Here is a 16197-nt window from a genome sequence, read left to right on the forward strand (position 1 = left end):
ATCTGCCGGTTCTGAGAGATTTACCCGAGCATAGACGGCTGGATGTTCGATGCAAATGCCGGATGCGACAGCATGACGCGCGTTTCACGCCTCGGCCGCCGGCGGCAGCGAGCGTCAGACGACGATGCTTGTCGGTATTGTCGCCGTGGCGATGGAGAAGCCTGCCACATTGGCCCCGGCCTGCTGGTCCTGCTGCCGCAACTCGCGCATCGCCTTTTCGAGCACTTGCTTGAGTTCGCGCACCACCGCCTTGAACTCTTCCATCGTTTCGCGATCATCGGCCGAAATGCCCGAGAATTTCGGGGCATCCTCGGCGACGCTGGCATAGGCGTTGCGGGCGTTGGTGGCGGAGTCCGGTTCCTGCGAGCCGGTCTCGCCGGCCGCAGTTTCTCCTGAAGTATCCGTCGGCGCAGCGGCGGCCCCGCTAGTTGCGACTGCTGTCGCATCCGTGGTTGTTGCATCCACCGGAACAGCCGTTGCCGGGCTGCCGGTCGCGACTGATGATGCGAATTCGGAGGCGGCGGTGCCGACCTTGCGCGCCAGTTCGGCGGCCCGCCGGGCGACCACCTCAGGTGCCATGTTGGAGCTGCGCAGCATCTCCAACTGCTGCTTTGCCTCTTCGAGCTTGCGTTGCGCCTTGGCCTTGGCCTCGTCTCCCGAGTTCGCCAAGGTCTGGCGCATCTGCTGCAGCGCCTGGGTGGCGCGCTGCAGCTTCAGCACGCCTTGATCGGTCTCGGTTCCGGCGGCTGAAATGGCTGCCGTCGAAGACGTGCCGCGCAAGATGATGGAGGCAGACGTGGTTGCGACCTGCATGGACAATTCCCCGACTTTTAATTCGGGCCCCGATTGCAATTCGGGCGCATTCTGCAACGTCAGACTTGCGTGGACCTGTGTCTTGGAGATTCGGGAAGCGCAGCGGCCAGCCGCCGTATCGTCTCGTCGAACAGAGGCGCTCCGCCGGGCGTCCAGCCGAGCGCGCGAATTTTCGCCGTGCTCATGAGATTGAGCGCCGCGCTGTCGGCCGGGGCCGGCAGCGCGTGCCGACAGCCCGTCTCGCTGCGGATGGGTGAAATGATATCGCGCGTGTCGACCGACATGTCCGAGACGTTGAAGACCTCGCCGGAGATGCGGGTGCTTTCCGTCTCCAGCATCAGCCGTACCGCCCGCCCGAGATCGCGGCCGTGAACCTCGGTTCCCACGCGGGCAACAACCGGCCGGCCGGCGAGGTAGTCGGCGATGAGGCCGTCCCATTTGTTCGGCGAGAGATCGCCATAGACGCCGGTCGGCCTCAGGCTTACGCCGGCAAAACCCGGCGTCGAGAGGTGGGCAAGCGCCCGTTCGGCATCGAGCTTGACCTGGCCGTAGAGTGTTTCGGGCTTGGCCAGCATCGCCTCCGTCAGTTCGGTTCCTGGCGGGTGTTCGCCATAGGCGGCGCGGCTGGACAGGAAGACGCAGCGGCGCGTGCCGGCGCGTTTGGCGGCTTCGAAAAGTCGGACGGTGCCGGCGAGGTTCAACCTGTGGAAGGTCTTCGGATCGTCGCCCTCGCCGCCACGATATTTGCCCGGAACATGGCTGAAGGCGGCGTGGACGAAGAAATAGGCGTCGTCGAAGACGTCGATCTGATCCTTGTCGGGATCGAGCGAAAGCGCCGCGAACTCCACCGCGCGGGAGAAGAGGCGGGGCAGCGGCGCGCGGCGCCCGCCGACGATCACCTGATGTCCGGCGGCCAGTAATTCCTCGACTACATACCGGCCGACGAGACCCGTTCCACCCGATACCAATACCTTCATGCTGCCCCTTCCGGATTGTCCAGCGCCGTCACCTCAGGCACATCGCCGCCATCGTGGAAACGGTGCCACAGATCGATCAAAGGTTGTAGTCGCGCTGCCTTGGGATGATCCTTTTCCCACGGTTTTTCATACTGGTAGTGCAGGATCGAAATGCTCTTCCAGTCCCAAAGCTCCGGCATGGTGAACCATACATATTGCAGCATGTTGAAATAAACCGGCAGACCGTGCCAATGCGGGAAGAACGTCTCGAGAAAGGTCTGATCGGTGCGCCGCCAGAAGGCGTCCAGCCTGTCAAGCCTTTGGAGCATGTGCCGGAATGTGTCATGCGAGGGCGTGGCGACGAAGACGCCGGAATTCATGCGGCGGAAGTCGGCGAGGCTTTCGTAGACATTGGGGGCGGCGGAAAATTCCGGATAGAGGAAGAGCCTGTCGACGTTCTTCAGCACGAGGGCGTCGGCGTCGATGAAAACGCAGCGCTGGTATTCGACGAGCTGCCAGAGCCTGAGCTTGCAGAAATTGTCGAGCGGCGAATGGAAATCCGGTTTGCGGCCCTTGGTGAAAGGGGCTGCAGAATGGAGCTGGCCGCGGGCGTGGCGTTGGTTGAAGGCGTCGGAAAGCGGCAGATGCTCGACTTCGATCAGGCGGCAGTCGAGCGCTTTCAGGGGCACGAGGGCGGTCGCATCCACGCCGCCGGTGTGGAGAATAACGATGTCGGCACCGGTGCCGGTTCGGCGCAAGGAGCGGGCAAGCGCGGTCGCGCCCGTGGCGTAATCGGCATTGGTGACGAGCGTGACATAGGCGAAGCGATGAGGCGGTTGCGTGGTTACGTCGGCCATTACCACACTTCCTTGTTTCTGTCCTTGATCAGGCCCAAGGACAGGATGGAGGAGAGGGTGTGCCGTGGCCACCCCCCTCTGCCCTGCCGGGCATCTCCCCCACAGGTGGGGAGATTAGCTAGGCGCGACGACTTCCCCCAGCAACCGGCGCCCAGCACAGCGAAACGGTATATGGGTGCGAAGTGCGAGCCGCTTGTGATCTCCCCACCTGTGGGGGAGATGCCCGGCAGGGCAGAGGGGGGCTCACACTGTATGCCGTCTCCTTCCCACATAAAGTGACTTGGTGAGAGAGTCTCTATGGAGCCTTCCAATATGGACACGCCCGCACTCATGAAACCGACTTCAGCCGCTTGCCTTCCGGATCGTGATTGATCGTCGTGGCGATGTCCTTGGTCCAGGCGGAGACGGCCGGCACGCGCGAGCGGTCGACGCGATAGGCGAACTTCGTCGCCACGTCGACGATTTCGCCGAGCAGACCTGCTTCCAGCGTGATCGGGTCGAGGCCAAGATCGCGGAATTTTTCGTTCCGGACGATCAGCTCGTTTTCTGCGGCTTCCTTGCGTGGGTTGGGCAGCCAGGCAATCTTGGCGCCGCTCATCCTGGCGATCATCTCGGCAAGGTCGCGCACCCGGTGGGTTTCCGTCATCTGGTTGAAGATCTCGACGCGGGCGCCGCGAGCCGGCGGATTTTTCAGCGCCAGCTCGATGCAGCGCACCGAATCCTGGATATGGATGAAGGCGCGGGTCTGGCCGCCGGTGCCGTGCACCGTCAGCGGGTAGCCGATCGCCGCCTGGATGAGGAAGCGGTTCAGCACCGTGCCATAATCGCCGTCATAGTCGAAACGGTTGATCAGCTGCGTGTGGCGGCGTGTCTGCTCGGTATGCGTGCCCCAGACTATGCCCTGGTGCAGATCGGTGATCCTGAGACCATCATTCCTCGCGTAGAACTGGAAGAGAAGCTGATCCAGGCACTTGGTCATGTGATAGATCGAGCCGGGATTGGAGGGGTAGAGGATCTCCTGGTTGACCATCTCGCCGCCTGCGGTTTCGATGCCGACCGGCAGGTAACCCTCGGGGATCGCCGCGCCGACCGTCGAATAGCCGTAGACGCCCATGGTGCCGAGATGGATGAGATGGGTATCGAGATTGAGCTCCGTCAGCGCGTTCAGCAGGTTGTGCGTGGCGGTGACATTGTTGTTGACCGTGTAGTTCTTGTGGCGGTCGCTCTTCATCGAATAGGGCGCGGCCCGCTGTTCGGCGAAATGGATGACGGCATCCGGTCGATGTTCGGAAAGCCAGTTCTTGAGGAGTTCGTAATCCTTGGCGAGGTCGATCAGATTGAAGTGGATGCGGCGTCCGGTTTCGGCATGCCAGATGCGGGTGCGTTCCTGGATCGAATCCATCGGCGTCAGCGACTGCACGCCGAGTTCCGTGTCGATCCAGCGGCGCGAGAGATTGTCGAGGATATGGATGTCGTGACCGGCATCGGAGAGATGCAGCGATGTTGGCCAACCAATGAAACCGTCTCCGCCCATAACCGCAATCTTCATCGCATCGTCTCCTGATTGGTCGCTTGTTGTCGGGAATAGTTAGGAATTGTGACAATTATTCAATGCTTGCCTGTCTGGAAGCGTTGCGCCAAAGAGGGCACCTCAGTTTGGAGAAAATTATGACGGAACGCCCTTTTTCCATTTCGGGAGAGCTGACGGAGGCTGGGCACCGCCTCGTCCAGCGGGTCTATTATGAAGATACGGACTTCTCAGGCCTGGTCTATCACGCCCGCTACCTGCATTTCCTGGAGCGCGGCCGCACCGATTATCTGCGCTGCCTCGGCGTCGAGCAGCGCGAGCTCGTCAGTGCCGACGAGGAGGGCCTCGTCTTCGTCGTCCACCGCATGGAGATCGACTTCAAGAGCCCGGCGCGCATGGACGATGTACTGACGATCCTGACGCATACGGAAAAAGCCGGCGGCGCCAAGATGGTGCTCAATCAGCAGATCCGCTCGGGCGAGACGCTGCTGATCGCCGCCAGGGTGATCATCGCCGTCATCAACGCCCGAGGGCGGCCGAGGCGGTTGCCGGAAACACTGGCAGCGAAATTCCTGGAAGGCAGCACGCCACTATAGTCCGAATTGCCGAAAAATCGGACCTTGTCAAAACTTGATCTTTATGTGAAGGAATTCCCGCGCCGCAGGATGAGCGCTCTTTCGGCAGCCGGACCTTGCTCCGGTCAAGTAATCCATGGAACGAAATCTTCCAAATACAGGCTTACTGTCACAGTCTGGCACTAACGATCTATTAACCATAATAGTGTCTTACTGGGAAAGTCGGAGTTTGTGCGGTGCACGCCTTCCTTTGACCAAATTTGACGGCAAGAAGGCGGAAGATGAGCTTGGAAGTTTGACCAGGGCTTTGGGCGGCGGCCGCCGGACACTTCTTGCGAGATCAGTTTGTGCCGCCCGGTCCAGCACCGGGCGTTTGGATTCGGGGATTTTGGACCAATGGAACAAGTAGGATTGGCAGCAGCAGCGACGGACGTCAGCCTCTGGTCGCTTTTCATGCAGGCCGGCATCGTCGTCAAGCTCGTCATGCTCGGGCTCATCGCGGCCTCGGTGTGGACATGGGCGATCGTCATCGACAAATACCTGGCCTATGGCCGCGCGCGGCGCCAGTTCGACAAGTTCGAGCAGGTGTTCTGGTCGGGCCAGTCGCTGGAAGAACTCTACCGCTCGCTGTCGGAACGCAACAATACGGGGCTCGCGGCAATCTTCGTGGCTGCCATGCGCGAGTGGAAGAAATCCTTCGAACGCGGCGCCCGCTCGCCGATCGGCCTGCAGATGCGCATCGACCGGGCGATGGATGTGACGCTCGCCCGTGAGACCGAATTTCTCGGCGCCCGTCTCGGGTCGCTCGCAACGATCGGTTCGGCCGGTCCGTTCATCGGTCTGTTCGGCACGGTCGTCGGTATCATGACCTCGTTCCAGGCGATTGCCGGTTCGAAGTCGACCAACCTTGCGGTCGTCGCGCCCGGTATCGCCGAAGCCCTGCTTGCCACCGCGATCGGCCTCGTCGCCGCTATCCCGGCCGTTATCGCCTACAACAAGTTCTCTGCCGATGCCGGCAAGCTCTCGGGTCGAATGGAAGGTTTCGCGGATGAATTCTCCGCCATACTTTCGCGCCAGATCGACGAGAAACTGCAGCCGCGCGCTGCCGCTCAGTAACCAACGGAGTATTCTCACATGGGTATGGCTGTTGGAGGCAATGGCGGAGGCGGCGGACGCCGCCGTCGCGGCGGTCGGAACAGGGCCGTGATTTCCGAAATCAACGTGACGCCGCTCGTCGACGTCATGCTGGTGCTTTTGATCATCTTCATGGTCGCGGCACCGATGATGACCGTCGGCGTGCCGATCGACCTGCCGGAAACGCAGGCCAAGGCGCTGAATTCCGAGACGCAGCCGATTACCATCTCCGTCAAGAATGACGGCGAGGTGTTCCTGCAGGAAACGCCGATCCCGGCCGCGGAGATCGCCGCCAAGCTCGAGGCGATCGCCACCACCGGCTATAATGAACGTATCTTCGTGCGCGGTGACGCGACCGCGCCTTATGGCGTCATCGCCGATGTCATGGCGCGTATCCAGGGCGCGGGCTTCAAGAATATCGGCCTCGTGACGCAGCAGAAGAAGGACCAATAGCGCTCAAAATGAAGGCCAGTGTCATCACATCTGCTGTTTTGCACGGCCTGGTGCTCACCTGGGCGATGGTATCGCTCGGCGCCCCTGAATCCTTCAAGGTGGAGGATTTCGAGGCGATGCCGGTCGATCTGGTGCCGGTGGAATCCATCACCCAGCTGCAGCAGGGCGACAAGAAGGCTCCGAAGAAGGAGACATCAGCGCCGGTGCCGACGACGCGGCCGCCGATCGCGCAGCCGGCGGAGAATGCCGGCGACAACAATGTCGACCTGAAGACGCCGCCGGTCCCGAACGCCAAGCCCAGCAATAGCGAGGCTGCCGCAGCGAATTCGAGCGAAAAGCCGCTGCCGAAGACCGATCCCAAGCCGAACGACGTCAAGGAGATCGTCAAGGAGGAAACGGAAGTCGAGCAGCCGAAGGAAGTGGCTTCCATTCCGCCGCCGAAGCCCGTCGAAGTGACGCCGCCGAAGCCCGAGGAAAAACCGCCGGAAGAGCAGGCTAAGCCGGAGGAACCGCCGAAGCCGGACGCCGAGGCGTTGCCGGACAATGTGCCGACCCCAGTCGCCAAGCCGCAGGTAAAGCCGCCGGAACCGCAGAAGCCCGCCGAAAAGCCCCCGGAAAAGACCCCGGACCAACCGAAGACCGCCGACACGCCGACCGACAAGAAGAAGGCGGACAAGAAGCAGGAAACGGCGAAGGCTGCTTCTTCGATGAAGAGCGATTTCAATGCCGACGAGATTTCGATCTTGCTGAACAAGACCGATCCGTCCGCCGGCGGCGCCAAGCGTTCGACGCAGGAGGCATCACTGGGGGCGAAGAAGAGCAATGGTGGCTCGAAACTCAGCCAGAGCGAAGAGGAAGCGCTAAAAAACCTCATATTCAGCAACTGGCTTACGACTCCTGGAATGGAAGGTCTTTCCGGCATGGTCGTCAAGATGTATTTCAAGCTCGACAAAGATGGAAACATCATCGGGCAACCTGAGATCGAGTCGTCCGGCGGAAGCAGCAGCGACTCAACGCGCCGTGCAGTGGAAAGCGCCGCCTACCGTGCCGTGATGAAATCTGCCTCTTCCTTTCACTCGACGCTTCCAATGGACAAGTATGATGCGTGGAGCGAGGTCGTCGTTAACTTCGACCTCAGCGATATGGGGATTTAAATGCCGAGGAATCCGCTCCATTTCGCGAAATCTTTCGGGATATACGCGGCGCTGACAGGGTTGATCGTTGGCTTCACCTTTCCGCTTAATGCGAATGCGGAGACGGTCGGTCGCGGGAATAGCGGCGCAAATGCCTCAGCTGACAGTGCTGGCGCCGCGATCGCCAGTCATCTCACCATCGATACCAAGCTGAAAGACATTGTCAGCGCACATATGAAGATTCACCTAAAGCTTGCTAGAGATGGCCAGATCGTAGGCGAGCCTGATGTGGAAGTTAGCGGTGGCAGCGAGAGCACGCGGAAAAGCCTTGCCAATGCCGGCGTTCGCGCAGTTCGTCTCGCAGCTCCTTTCACGATGTTTCCACGAGATAAATACGATGCCTGGACGGAAGTCGTTTTGAACTTCGAAACCAGCGCTTTTGCCCAATAAAATGCTGAAAGGCTTGTTTGATATGGTCAAGTGTTCCCTCATCCGCGCTCTGATGGTCATTGCAGGCCTGATTGGGGTCGCAGCCTTTACGACGCCGGCGAACGCGTTGGTCACCCTTGATCTTCGAAAGGGCAATGTCCAGCCGATGCCGATCGCGGTGACCGACTTCCAGGGCGATATGGGCGCGCAGGTCTCGCAAGTCATCGCCGACGACTTGCAGCGGTCCGGTCTGTTTGCCCCGATCAACAAGACGGCCTTTATCGAAAAGATCTCCAATCCGGATGCCGCGCCGCGTTTCGAGGACTGGAAGGTCATCAATGCACAGGCGCTGGTCACCGGACGGGTTACCAAGGAAGCGGATGGCCGTCTTCGCGCCGAGTTCCGGCTCTGGGACCCGTTCGCCGGGCAGCAGATGACCGGTCAGCAGTTTTATACGCAACCGGAGAACTGGCGCCGTGTGGCTCACATCATCGCCGATGCGATCTACAAGCAGATCACTGGTGAGGAAGGTTATTTCGACACCCGTGTCGTCTTCGTCTCCGAATCCGGCACCAAGCAGCAGCGCAAGCGGCAGCTGGCGATCATGGATCAGGACGGCTTCAATGTGCGGATGCTGACCGATGGCAGCGATCTCGTGCTGACGCCGCGCTTCTCGCCGAGCCGGCAGGAAGTCACCTACATGTCCTTTGCCAACCAGCAGCCGCGGGTCTATCTGCTGCAGCTCGAAACCGGGCAGCGCGAAGTCGTCGGCAATTTCCCGGGCATGACCTTCTCGCCGCGCTTTTCGCCTGATGGTCAGAAGGTGATCATGAGCCTGCAGCAGGACGCCAATTCCAACATCTATACGATGGACCTGCGCTCGCGCACGACGACCCGGTTGACCTCGACGGCGGCGATCGACACCTCGCCCTCCTATTCGCCTGACGGCGCACGCGTCAGCTTCGAGAGCGACCGCGGCGGAAAACCGCAGATCTACGTGATGAATGCCGATGGCTCGGGCCAGACCCGTATTTCCTTCGGCGACGGCTCCTATTCGACGCCGGTCTGGTCGCCGCGCGGCGATCTCATCGCCTTCACCAAACAGGCCGGCGGCAAGTTCTCGATCGGCGTGATGAAGCCGGATGGTTCCGGCGAACGCATCCTGACGACCGGCTTCCACAATGAGGGCCCGACCTGGGCGCCGAACGGCCGCGTTCTGATGTTCTTCCGCCAGGCGGCAGGCGCAGGTGGTCCGCAGCTCTATTCGATCGATCTGACCGGTTACAACGAGCAACTCGTGAAGACGCCGACCTACGGTTCCGACCCGGCCTGGTCGCCACTTATGGAGTAGCAGGTCCGGCAATGCCTTCATGTCGCCTCAAAATCATGAAAACCGGGCGATCACGGGACAAATCAGTAAATCGTTAACCATAATCTTTGAGGGGCGGTTAACCGAGTGCGGTTACTGTCCGGAAACCCTGATGAAATCGCAAGGAGACCGGCCATGAGCCGAATTCATACCCCGGCAATGAGCCGCATGCAGAATTTCGCCCGCAACCCCGTCATGATCGCGCTTATCGCCGGTCTCGCGCTCGCAAGCTGCGCCAAGAAGAATACGCCGAATAGTGCCGGCGATCTTGGCCTCGGCGCTGGTGCGGCAACGCCGGGCTCCGCCCAGGACTTTACCGTCAATGTCGGCGACCGTATCTTCTTCGATACCGACTCCTCCTCGATCCGCGCCGATGCCTCGCAGACGCTCGACCGTCAGGCCCAGTGGCTCGCCCGCTACCCGAACTACCAGATCACCGTTGAAGGCCATGCCGACGAACGCGGCACGCGCGAATATAACCTTGCTCTCGGCGCCCGCCGTGCGGCTGCTGCCAAGGACTATCTCGCTTCGCGCGGCGTCCCGGCGCAGCGCCTGAAGACGATCTCCTACGGCAAGGAACGTCCGGTCGCCGTTTGCGACGATATTTCCTGCTGGTCGCAGAACCGCCGCGCGGTTACCGTGCTTGGCGGCGCCGGCATGTAATTGCCGAGCGACAATTCGCTTTTTCGAAAGGCGGTCCCGCGTGGGTCCGCCTTTTCTTTTTGACCACACTTTGGCCAGACTCCGTTGCTTTTTGAAAGCAATTGGAAAAATCTCCTGTTCGTGCCATCGAGGTGCGAAGAATCACTGGGACAGGACGATACATATGAAGAAATTTGTCGTGGCAGGCATGCTGTGCCTGGCGGCTGTGACCGGAAGCGAACGGGCGGCCTATTCGGCCTCGTTCTTCGGGCTCCATCTCGGCGGCCGATCCGCGGAAAACCAGGCGGCGGCGCCTGTCATCAAGGTGCAGAGCGGCGACGCGGAGGTCCGCGTGCAGCAACTCGAAGAGCAGTTGCGGCAGCTGAACGGCCGGATCGAAGAGATGAGCTTTCAGCTTCTGCAGATGCAGGAGACGATGCGCAAGCAGCAGGAAGACAATGAGTTCCGCTTCCAGCAGCTCGAAAAGACCGGTGGCGGCGGTGCCGCCAAGGCACCTGTCAAGAAGAGCGAGACCGATGGCGCTCCAGTAGCCTCCGGCGGCGACGATATTGCCAAGGTGATCCAAGCACCGCAGGGAGCCGAAACGGCTCCCTCCACCAGCGTGCCGGAGAATAGCGGTCTCGGCCAACCACCGAAGGAGCTCGGCTCGATCGATTTCGATCAGAACGGCAATCCGATCGGCGGAAGCGTCGACGAAAATGCCAAGATCGGTTCCGGTCCGATTCCCGATGCCAATAGCAAAACGCCGCAGCAGACCGCCTCGCTCGGCAGCGAGGCCGACCAGTATAAGGCTGCCTACGGCCACGTGCTATCCGGCGATTACAGCATAGCCGAACAGGAATTCACGCAGTACATCACCCACTACCCGAGCAGCGCGCGGGCGGCGGATGCCAATTTCTGGCTCGGCGAAGCACTCTATTCGCAGGGCAAGTACAATGAGGCGGCCAAGACCTTTCTCAATGCACATCAGAAATACGGCACATCGGAAAAGGCGCCGGAAATGCTGCTGAAGCTCGGCATGTCGCTTGCCGCCCTCGACAATACCGAGACGGCGTGCGCGACGCTGCGCGAAGTGTCGAAGCGTTATCCGAAGGCCTCGCGCGCCGTCATAAGCAAGGTTGCGAGCGAACAGAAGCGCCTCGCCTGCTAAGGGATTCCGGAATGTCTCCGGAAACCGCATCGCCTCAACGGGCAATCCTCCAGTTTCTTTCGTCGCTTCAAAGCCCCGCGCGCATTCTCGTCGCGATATCAGGCGGCAGCGATTCCACCGGCCTGGTGCTTCTTCTCGATGAAGCCGTGAAGGCCGCACCCCATCTCAAGATGTCCCTTTGCGCTGTGACTGTCGATCATGCGTTGCGCGTCGGCTCGGCAGACGAGGCGCGTGAAGTCGCAGCCCTCTGCGCATTGCTTGGCATTCCCCACACCACCATGATCTGGGAGGGCGACAAGCCGAAAACCGGCATCATGGCGGCGGCCCGCGAGGCGCGCTATGGTCTGCTGGCAACCGCCGCCGAAAGTTGCGAATCCGATCTCATCGTCACTGGCCATACGTTCGACGACCAGCGTGAAACACTGCAGATGCGTGGGATGCGAGCGGAGCGGATTTCGACCGGCATTGCGGATGCGGTGCTCTTCAACCGGCGCTTCTGGATTTTGCGGCCGCTTCTTTTTTCCAGCCGGGCAGATATCCGCGCTTTCCTCAAGGAGCGGGGCGTGCCGTGGATCGATGATCCGAGCAACGAAGATGTGACCTATGAGCGCGTGCGGACACGCCGGAAGCTCTCGACCGATGCAGGTGCCGAGAGGAATATCCGCGCGGCCTGGGAAGCGCGACTGGCTCTTTCGGCTCGGGGAGCAGAATGGCTGGATCGTCATTTCACGCTTCACGGCGGTCTGCTCGGGCAGGTGACGTCCGACGGGTTGCGGCAGGATCGGGCGGTCCTCGATTATGCACTCGGCCGTCTGACAGCCGTTTTCGGTGGGCTGCAGTTTGCACCGGGCAGGGCGCATATGGAGCATATCCTGGCATTTGTCACCGGCAGTGAGCCCGGACGTATGACCGTTGGCAGGGTGGTGTTCGATTTGCGACGTGACGGGCTTTATTTGGCGCGTGAGAGCCGGGGAATATTGCCGCTGGTATTGCAGCCGGGAGAGGCTGGGGTTTGGGATGGAAGGTTCGGGGCCGTAAATAGGTCTGGAATGACTATAGGGTTGGAAGCTCAGGCCGGACACTCCCTCATTCCCGCCCTCGGGTCCAACCCGAGGGATGTCACAGGAATCCAGCCACCGCGCGTCGGCGCGGTGAATGACTCAACAATGCGTGAAGAGTCTCCTGCGCCCAAGGACTTGGGCGCGCTGGATTCCTGTGACGAGCACAGGAATGAGGGAGGGTTGGGCAGGGACCTTCCTAAGGGTGCATGGAAGCGCGCCGTCGCCGCAGCGCCGGTTTTATCTGCCGAAGGAGCCCCATTATCTGAGGAATCCGTCCGTAAGGTCGAACTGACGCCCTATTTCGCACCCTTCGACCGCTTTTTGACACGATTTGACTTCATCTTCGCCAACAGGCTTTCGGCGGTTTTCGCGACGGCGCCCTATGCGAGGCTGCCTTTAAGAAGTATTGACGGAAAAACCATCTGACCTGGGGTGTCGCCTTGGCAATCGTGCGGCGCAACCCTATGTTAGAAACGAATAAGACGGTCGCCATGAGGCGGCTGTTCCATGCTGGGGAGTTCAATGAACCCTAACTTACGTAATTTCGCCTTGTGGGCGATCATCGCGCTTCTGCTGATCGCCCTTTTCAGTATGTTCCAGACGGCGCCGGCACAGACGGGCTCCCGCGAAATCCCTTATTCGCAGTTTCTGCGTGAGGTCGATGCGGGCCGCGTGAAGGATGTCGTGGTCACCGGTAACCGGTTGACCGGGACATATCTGGAGAACAACAATACCTTCCAGACCTATTCGCCTGTGATCGACGACAGTCTGCTCGACCGCCTGCAGGGCAAGAACGTGGCCGTCACCGCGCGTCCGGAGACTGATGGTTCTTCCGGCTTCCTGAGCTATCTCGGCACACTTTTGCCGATGCTTCTGATTCTCGGCGTCTGGCTGTTCTTCATGCGGCAGATGCAAGGCGGCTCACGCGGCGCGATGGGCTTCGGCAAGTCCAAGGCCAAGCTTTTGACCGAAGCGCATGGCCGCGTGACTTTCGAAGACGTCGCCGGTGTCGACGAGGCCAAGCAGGATCTCGAGGAAATCGTCGAATTCCTGCGTGATCCGCAGAAGTTCCAGCGTCTCGGCGGCAAGATTCCGCGTGGCGTGCTGCTCGTCGGTCCTCCGGGTACCGGCAAGACGCTGCTCGCCCGCTCCGTCGCCGGCGAAGCCAATGTGCCCTTCTTCACCATTTCGGGCTCCGATTTCGTCGAAATGTTCGTCGGCGTTGGTGCAAGCCGCGTGCGCGATATGTTCGAGCAGGCGAAGAAGAACGCGCCCTGCATCATCTTCATCGACGAAATCGATGCCGTCGGCCGCCATCGCGGCGCCGGTCTCGGCGGCGGCAATGACGAACGCGAGCAGACGCTGAACCAGCTGCTGGTCGAAATGGACGGCTTCGAGGCGAATGAAGGCGTGATCCTGATCGCTGCCACCAACCGCCCCGACGTGCTCGATCCGGCGTTGCTGCGTCCCGGCCGTTTCGACCGTCAGGTCGTCGTGCCGAACCCCGACATCGTCGGCCGCGAGCGTATCCTCAAGGTGCATGCCCGCAACGTTCCGCTGGCGCCGAATGTCGATCTCAAGATCCTCGCCCGCGGCACGCCCGGTTTCTCCGGCGCCGACCTGATGAACCTTGTCAACGAAGCCGCCCTCATGGCCGCCCGCCGTAACAAGCGCGTCGTCACCATGCAGGAATTCGAGGACGCCAAGGACAAGATCATGATGGGCGCCGAGCGCCGGTCCTCGGCGATGACCGAGGCGGAAAAGAAGCTCACCGCTTACCATGAGGCCGGACACGCCATGACCGCGCTCAATGTCGCCGTCGCCGATCCGCTGCACAAGGCGACGATCATTCCGCGCGGCCGTGCGCTCGGCATGGTCATGCAGCTTCCCGAGGGTGACCGCTACTCGATGAGCTACAAGTGGATGGTCTCACGCCTCTGCATCATGATGGGCGGCCGCGTTGCCGAAGAGCTTACCTTCGGCAAGGAAAACATCACTTCGGGTGCCTCCTCCGACATCGAGCAGGCCACCAAGCTTGCCCGCGCCATGGTCACGCAGTGGGGCTTTTCCGATCAGCTCGGTCAGGTCGCCTACGGCGAGAACCAGCAGGAAGTCTTCCTCGGCCACTCGGTTTCGCAGTCGAAGAATGTTTCGGAAGCAACCGCGCAGAAGATCGACAATGAAGTGCGCCGCCTGATCGACGAAGCCTATACGCAGGCCCGCACGATCCTGACGGAAAAGCATGACGAATTCGTCGTGCTTGCCGAAGGTCTGCTCGAATACGAGACGTTGACCGGCGAAGAGATCAAGGCGCTGCTCCGCGGCGAGAAACCTTCCCGCGATCTCGGTGACGATTCGCCGCCAAGCCGCGGCTCAGCCGTTCCGAAGGCCGGCGCACGGCCCGCCACCAAGGGTGACGAGCCCGAGGGCGGCCTCGAACCGCAGCCGCATTGAACAGCGGCACGACTTTGAACAAGGCCGGATTTCCGAAGTGGGAGATCCGGCCTTTTCTATTGGTAACGGGATATAATCATTTTTCTTGCTAATTTACGTGCTGATCGCCGCATTTTGTGGCATTCCGCTGAATTGAGGCAAGCATGAATCACGCTCGTGGATTGACGACAATTCACTGAAGCCGGATTCGCTTGGAACGGTGCGCTGCCTTGAATGGCGCGCGGAAAGCGCAGGAGTGCAGATGAAAAGACGCTATTTCGGTACGGACGGCATTCGCGGCCAGGCCAACGTCTTCCCTATGACGCCGGACCTTGCGATGCGGGTTGGCATCGCCGCAGGAACGATTTTCCGTAACGGCGCCCACCGTCATCGTGTGGTGATCGGCAAGGACACGCGGCTGTCAGGATACATGCTGGAGAATGCCCTCGTGGCCGGCTTTACCGCGGCTGGACTGGACGTGTTCCTGCTCGGCCCTATTCCGACACCTGCGGTTGCCATGCTGACGCGTTCCCTGCGATGCGATATTGGCGTGATGATTTCGGCCTCGCACAATCCGTTCCAAGACAATGGTATCAAACTTTTCGGTCCGGACGGCTACAAGCTCTCCGATGACATCGAAGCGCAGATCGAGGATCTGCTCGAGAAGGATCTATCGGGGCAGCTTGCCAAGGCTGAGGAAATCGGCCGAGCCAAGCGCGTCGATGGCGATATCTATCGCTATCTCGAGCACGTCAAACGCACGCTGCCGCGCGACGTCACGCTGCAGGGTCTCCGGATCGCCATCGATTGCGCCAACGGTGCCGCCTACAAGGTGGCGCCCGCCGTGCTCTGGGAACTCGGTGCTGAGGTCGTCACTATCGGCAACGAGCCGAGCGGCATCAACATCAATCTCAATTGTGGTTCCACCAGTCCCGTCGCGCTGCAGAAGAAGGTCGACGAGGTGCGCGCCGATATCGGCATTGCGCTCGACGGCGACGCGGACCGCGTCATCATCGTCGATGAAAACGGTTCGATCGTCGACGGCGACCAGTTGATGGCCGTCATCGCCGAAAGCTGGGCCGAGAGCCAGCAGCTGCGCGGCAATGGTATCGTTGCGACCGTCATGTCCAATCTCGGACTCGAGCGCTTTCTCGATGAGCGCGGCATGGCGCTTGCCCGCACGCGAGTCGGCGACCGCTACGTCGTCGAGCATATGCGCCAGCACAATTACAATGTCGGTGGCGAGCAGTCGGGCCATATCGTACTTTCGGATTACGGCACGACCGGCGACGGGCTCGTCGCGGCCCTGCAGATCCTGGCCGCAGTCAAACGCACCGGCCGGACCGTCAGCGAGGTCTGCCGTCGCTTCGAGCCGGTGCCGCAGCTTCTGCGCAATGTCCGCATCAGCGGTGGCAAGCCGCTGGAGGATATCCAAGTGCAGAAGGCGATCGCCGATGCCGAAGCCGAGCTTGCCAGGAACGGCCGCCTCGTTATCCGCCCCTCGGGCACTGAGCCGCTGATCCGCGTCATGGCCGAAGGCGACGACCGCGCCCAGATCGAGCGCATCGTCAACGAGTTGATCGGCACGATCTCGAACGTCCGGACTGCCGCCTGATTTTTTCGGGGCGAGATGTCAAAAGCCG

15 protein-coding genes are annotated in these 16197 nt (G+C 61.0%); 11 read left to right on the forward strand and 4 right to left on the reverse strand.

All coding sequences use genetic code 11. The features are described from left to right. Positions 1-114: 114 nt before the first annotated feature. The 4 genes from HFO99_RS14970 to HFO99_RS14985 form a co-directional block, all read right to left on the reverse strand. Positions 115-813: a hypothetical protein gene (locus HFO99_RS14970; RefSeq protein ID WP_222362019.1), complete on the reverse strand. Its 699-nt coding sequence runs from the start codon at positions 811-813 to the stop codon at positions 115-117. A 59-nt stretch (positions 814-872) separates the two neighbouring features. Then, entirely contained in the window at positions 873-1790 is a 918-nt protein-coding gene (locus tag HFO99_RS14975; RefSeq protein WP_222362020.1) for an NAD-dependent epimerase/dehydratase family protein, read from the reverse strand. After that, a complete protein-coding gene (locus HFO99_RS14980) occupies positions 1787-2626 on the reverse strand; it encodes a glycosyltransferase (RefSeq protein WP_222362022.1) in 840 nt (279 codons plus the stop codon). The genes HFO99_RS14975 and HFO99_RS14980 overlap by 4 nt, the downstream gene beginning before the upstream one ends. Positions 2627-2954: 328 nt before the next feature. After that, positions 2955-4175, reverse strand: a complete 1221-nt coding sequence (locus tag HFO99_RS14985; RefSeq protein WP_222334266.1) for an NAD-dependent epimerase/dehydratase family protein — start codon at positions 4173-4175, stop codon at positions 2955-2957. A 119-nt stretch (positions 4176-4294) separates the two neighbouring features. Here HFO99_RS14985 and ybgC point away from each other — a divergent pair, with 119 nt between their 5' ends. The 11 genes from ybgC to glmM all read left to right on the forward strand — a co-directional run bounded on the left by ybgC (position 4295) and on the right by glmM (position 16169). Continuing rightward, positions 4295-4750 (forward strand): tol-pal system-associated acyl-CoA thioesterase, encoded by a 456-nt coding sequence (gene ybgC / locus HFO99_RS14990; RefSeq protein WP_018495087.1) that lies wholly within the window; start codon positions 4295-4297, stop codon positions 4748-4750. A gap of 375 nt (positions 4751-5125) precedes the next feature. Further along, positions 5126-5845, forward strand: coding sequence for a protein TolQ (gene tolQ, locus HFO99_RS14995; protein ID WP_222362024.1), 720 nt, complete (start codon positions 5126-5128; stop codon positions 5843-5845). 18 nt (positions 5846-5863) lie between these two features. After that, positions 5864-6316, forward strand: a complete 453-nt coding sequence (tolR, locus tag HFO99_RS15000) for a protein TolR (RefSeq protein WP_017968102.1) — start codon at positions 5864-5866, stop codon at positions 6314-6316. 8 nt (positions 6317-6324) lie between these two features. Then, a complete protein-coding gene (locus HFO99_RS15005) occupies positions 6325-7470 on the forward strand; it encodes a hypothetical protein (RefSeq protein WP_222362026.1) in 1146 nt (381 codons plus the stop codon). Next, positions 7471-7899 (forward strand): hypothetical protein, encoded by a 429-nt coding sequence (locus HFO99_RS15010; protein WP_222362028.1) that lies wholly within the window; start codon positions 7471-7473, stop codon positions 7897-7899. A gap of 22 nt (positions 7900-7921) precedes the next feature. After that, entirely contained in the window at positions 7922-9229 is a 1308-nt protein-coding gene (gene tolB, locus HFO99_RS15015; RefSeq protein ID WP_222362030.1) for a Tol-Pal system beta propeller repeat protein TolB, read from the forward strand. Positions 9230-9382: 153 nt separating this feature from the next. Then, positions 9383-9910, forward strand: coding sequence for a peptidoglycan-associated lipoprotein Pal (gene pal / locus HFO99_RS15020; RefSeq protein WP_162118843.1), 528 nt, complete (start codon positions 9383-9385; stop codon positions 9908-9910). A 163-nt stretch (positions 9911-10073) separates the two neighbouring features. After that, entirely contained in the window at positions 10074-11060 is a 987-nt protein-coding gene (ybgF, locus tag HFO99_RS15025) for a tol-pal system protein YbgF (protein WP_222362050.1), read from the forward strand. An 11-nt stretch (positions 11061-11071) separates the two neighbouring features. Then, entirely contained in the window at positions 11072-12547 is a 1476-nt protein-coding gene (tilS, locus tag HFO99_RS15030) for a tRNA lysidine(34) synthetase TilS (protein ID WP_222362084.1), read from the forward strand. A gap of 96 nt (positions 12548-12643) precedes the next feature. Next, positions 12644-14575, forward strand: a complete 1932-nt coding sequence (gene ftsH / locus HFO99_RS15035; RefSeq protein WP_064247630.1) for an ATP-dependent zinc metalloprotease FtsH — start codon at positions 12644-12646, stop codon at positions 14573-14575. Positions 14576-14816: 241 nt separating this feature from the next. Further along, complete coding sequence (gene glmM, locus HFO99_RS15040; RefSeq protein WP_017968094.1) at positions 14817-16169, forward strand: phosphoglucosamine mutase; 1353 nt, start codon at positions 14817-14819, stop codon at positions 16167-16169. Positions 16170-16197: the final 28 nt, after the last annotated feature.

Origin of the sequence: Rhizobium leguminosarum, assembly GCF_019798305.1 — a bacterium.
Classification (GTDB): domain Bacteria; phylum Pseudomonadota; class Alphaproteobacteria; order Rhizobiales; family Rhizobiaceae; genus Rhizobium; species Rhizobium leguminosarum_U.

Coding starts and splice junctions, on each gene's coding strand:
- HFO99_RS14970 (WP_222362019.1), bottom strand. CDS start 813: ATGCAGGTCGCAACCACGTCTGCCTCCATCATCTTGCGCGGCACGTCT.
- HFO99_RS14975 (WP_222362020.1), bottom strand. CDS start 1,790: ATGAAGGTATTGGTATCGGGTGGAACGGGTCTCGTCGGCCGGTATGTA.
- HFO99_RS14980 (WP_222362022.1), bottom strand. CDS start 2,626: ATGGCCGACGTAACCACGCAACCGCCTCATCGCTTCGCCTATGTCACG.
- HFO99_RS14985 (WP_222334266.1), bottom strand. CDS start 4,175: ATGAAGATTGCGGTTATGGGCGGAGACGGTTTCATTGGTTGGCCAACA.
- ybgC (WP_018495087.1), top strand. CDS start 4,295: ATGACGGAACGCCCTTTTTCCATTTCGGGAGAGCTGACGGAGGCTGGG.
- tolQ (WP_222362024.1), top strand. CDS start 5,126: ATGGAACAAGTAGGATTGGCAGCAGCAGCGACGGACGTCAGCCTCTGG.
- tolR (WP_017968102.1), top strand. CDS start 5,864: ATGGGTATGGCTGTTGGAGGCAATGGCGGAGGCGGCGGACGCCGCCGT.
- HFO99_RS15005 (WP_222362026.1), top strand. CDS start 6,325: ATGAAGGCCAGTGTCATCACATCTGCTGTTTTGCACGGCCTGGTGCTC.
- HFO99_RS15010 (WP_222362028.1), top strand. CDS start 7,471: ATGCCGAGGAATCCGCTCCATTTCGCGAAATCTTTCGGGATATACGCG.
- tolB (WP_222362030.1), top strand. CDS start 7,922: ATGGTCAAGTGTTCCCTCATCCGCGCTCTGATGGTCATTGCAGGCCTG.
- pal (WP_162118843.1), top strand. CDS start 9,383: ATGAGCCGAATTCATACCCCGGCAATGAGCCGCATGCAGAATTTCGCC.
- ybgF (WP_222362050.1), top strand. CDS start 10,074: ATGAAGAAATTTGTCGTGGCAGGCATGCTGTGCCTGGCGGCTGTGACC.
- tilS (WP_222362084.1), top strand. CDS start 11,072: ATGTCTCCGGAAACCGCATCGCCTCAACGGGCAATCCTCCAGTTTCTT.
- ftsH (WP_064247630.1), top strand. CDS start 12,644: ATGAACCCTAACTTACGTAATTTCGCCTTGTGGGCGATCATCGCGCTT.
- glmM (WP_017968094.1), top strand. CDS start 14,817: ATGAAAAGACGCTATTTCGGTACGGACGGCATTCGCGGCCAGGCCAAC.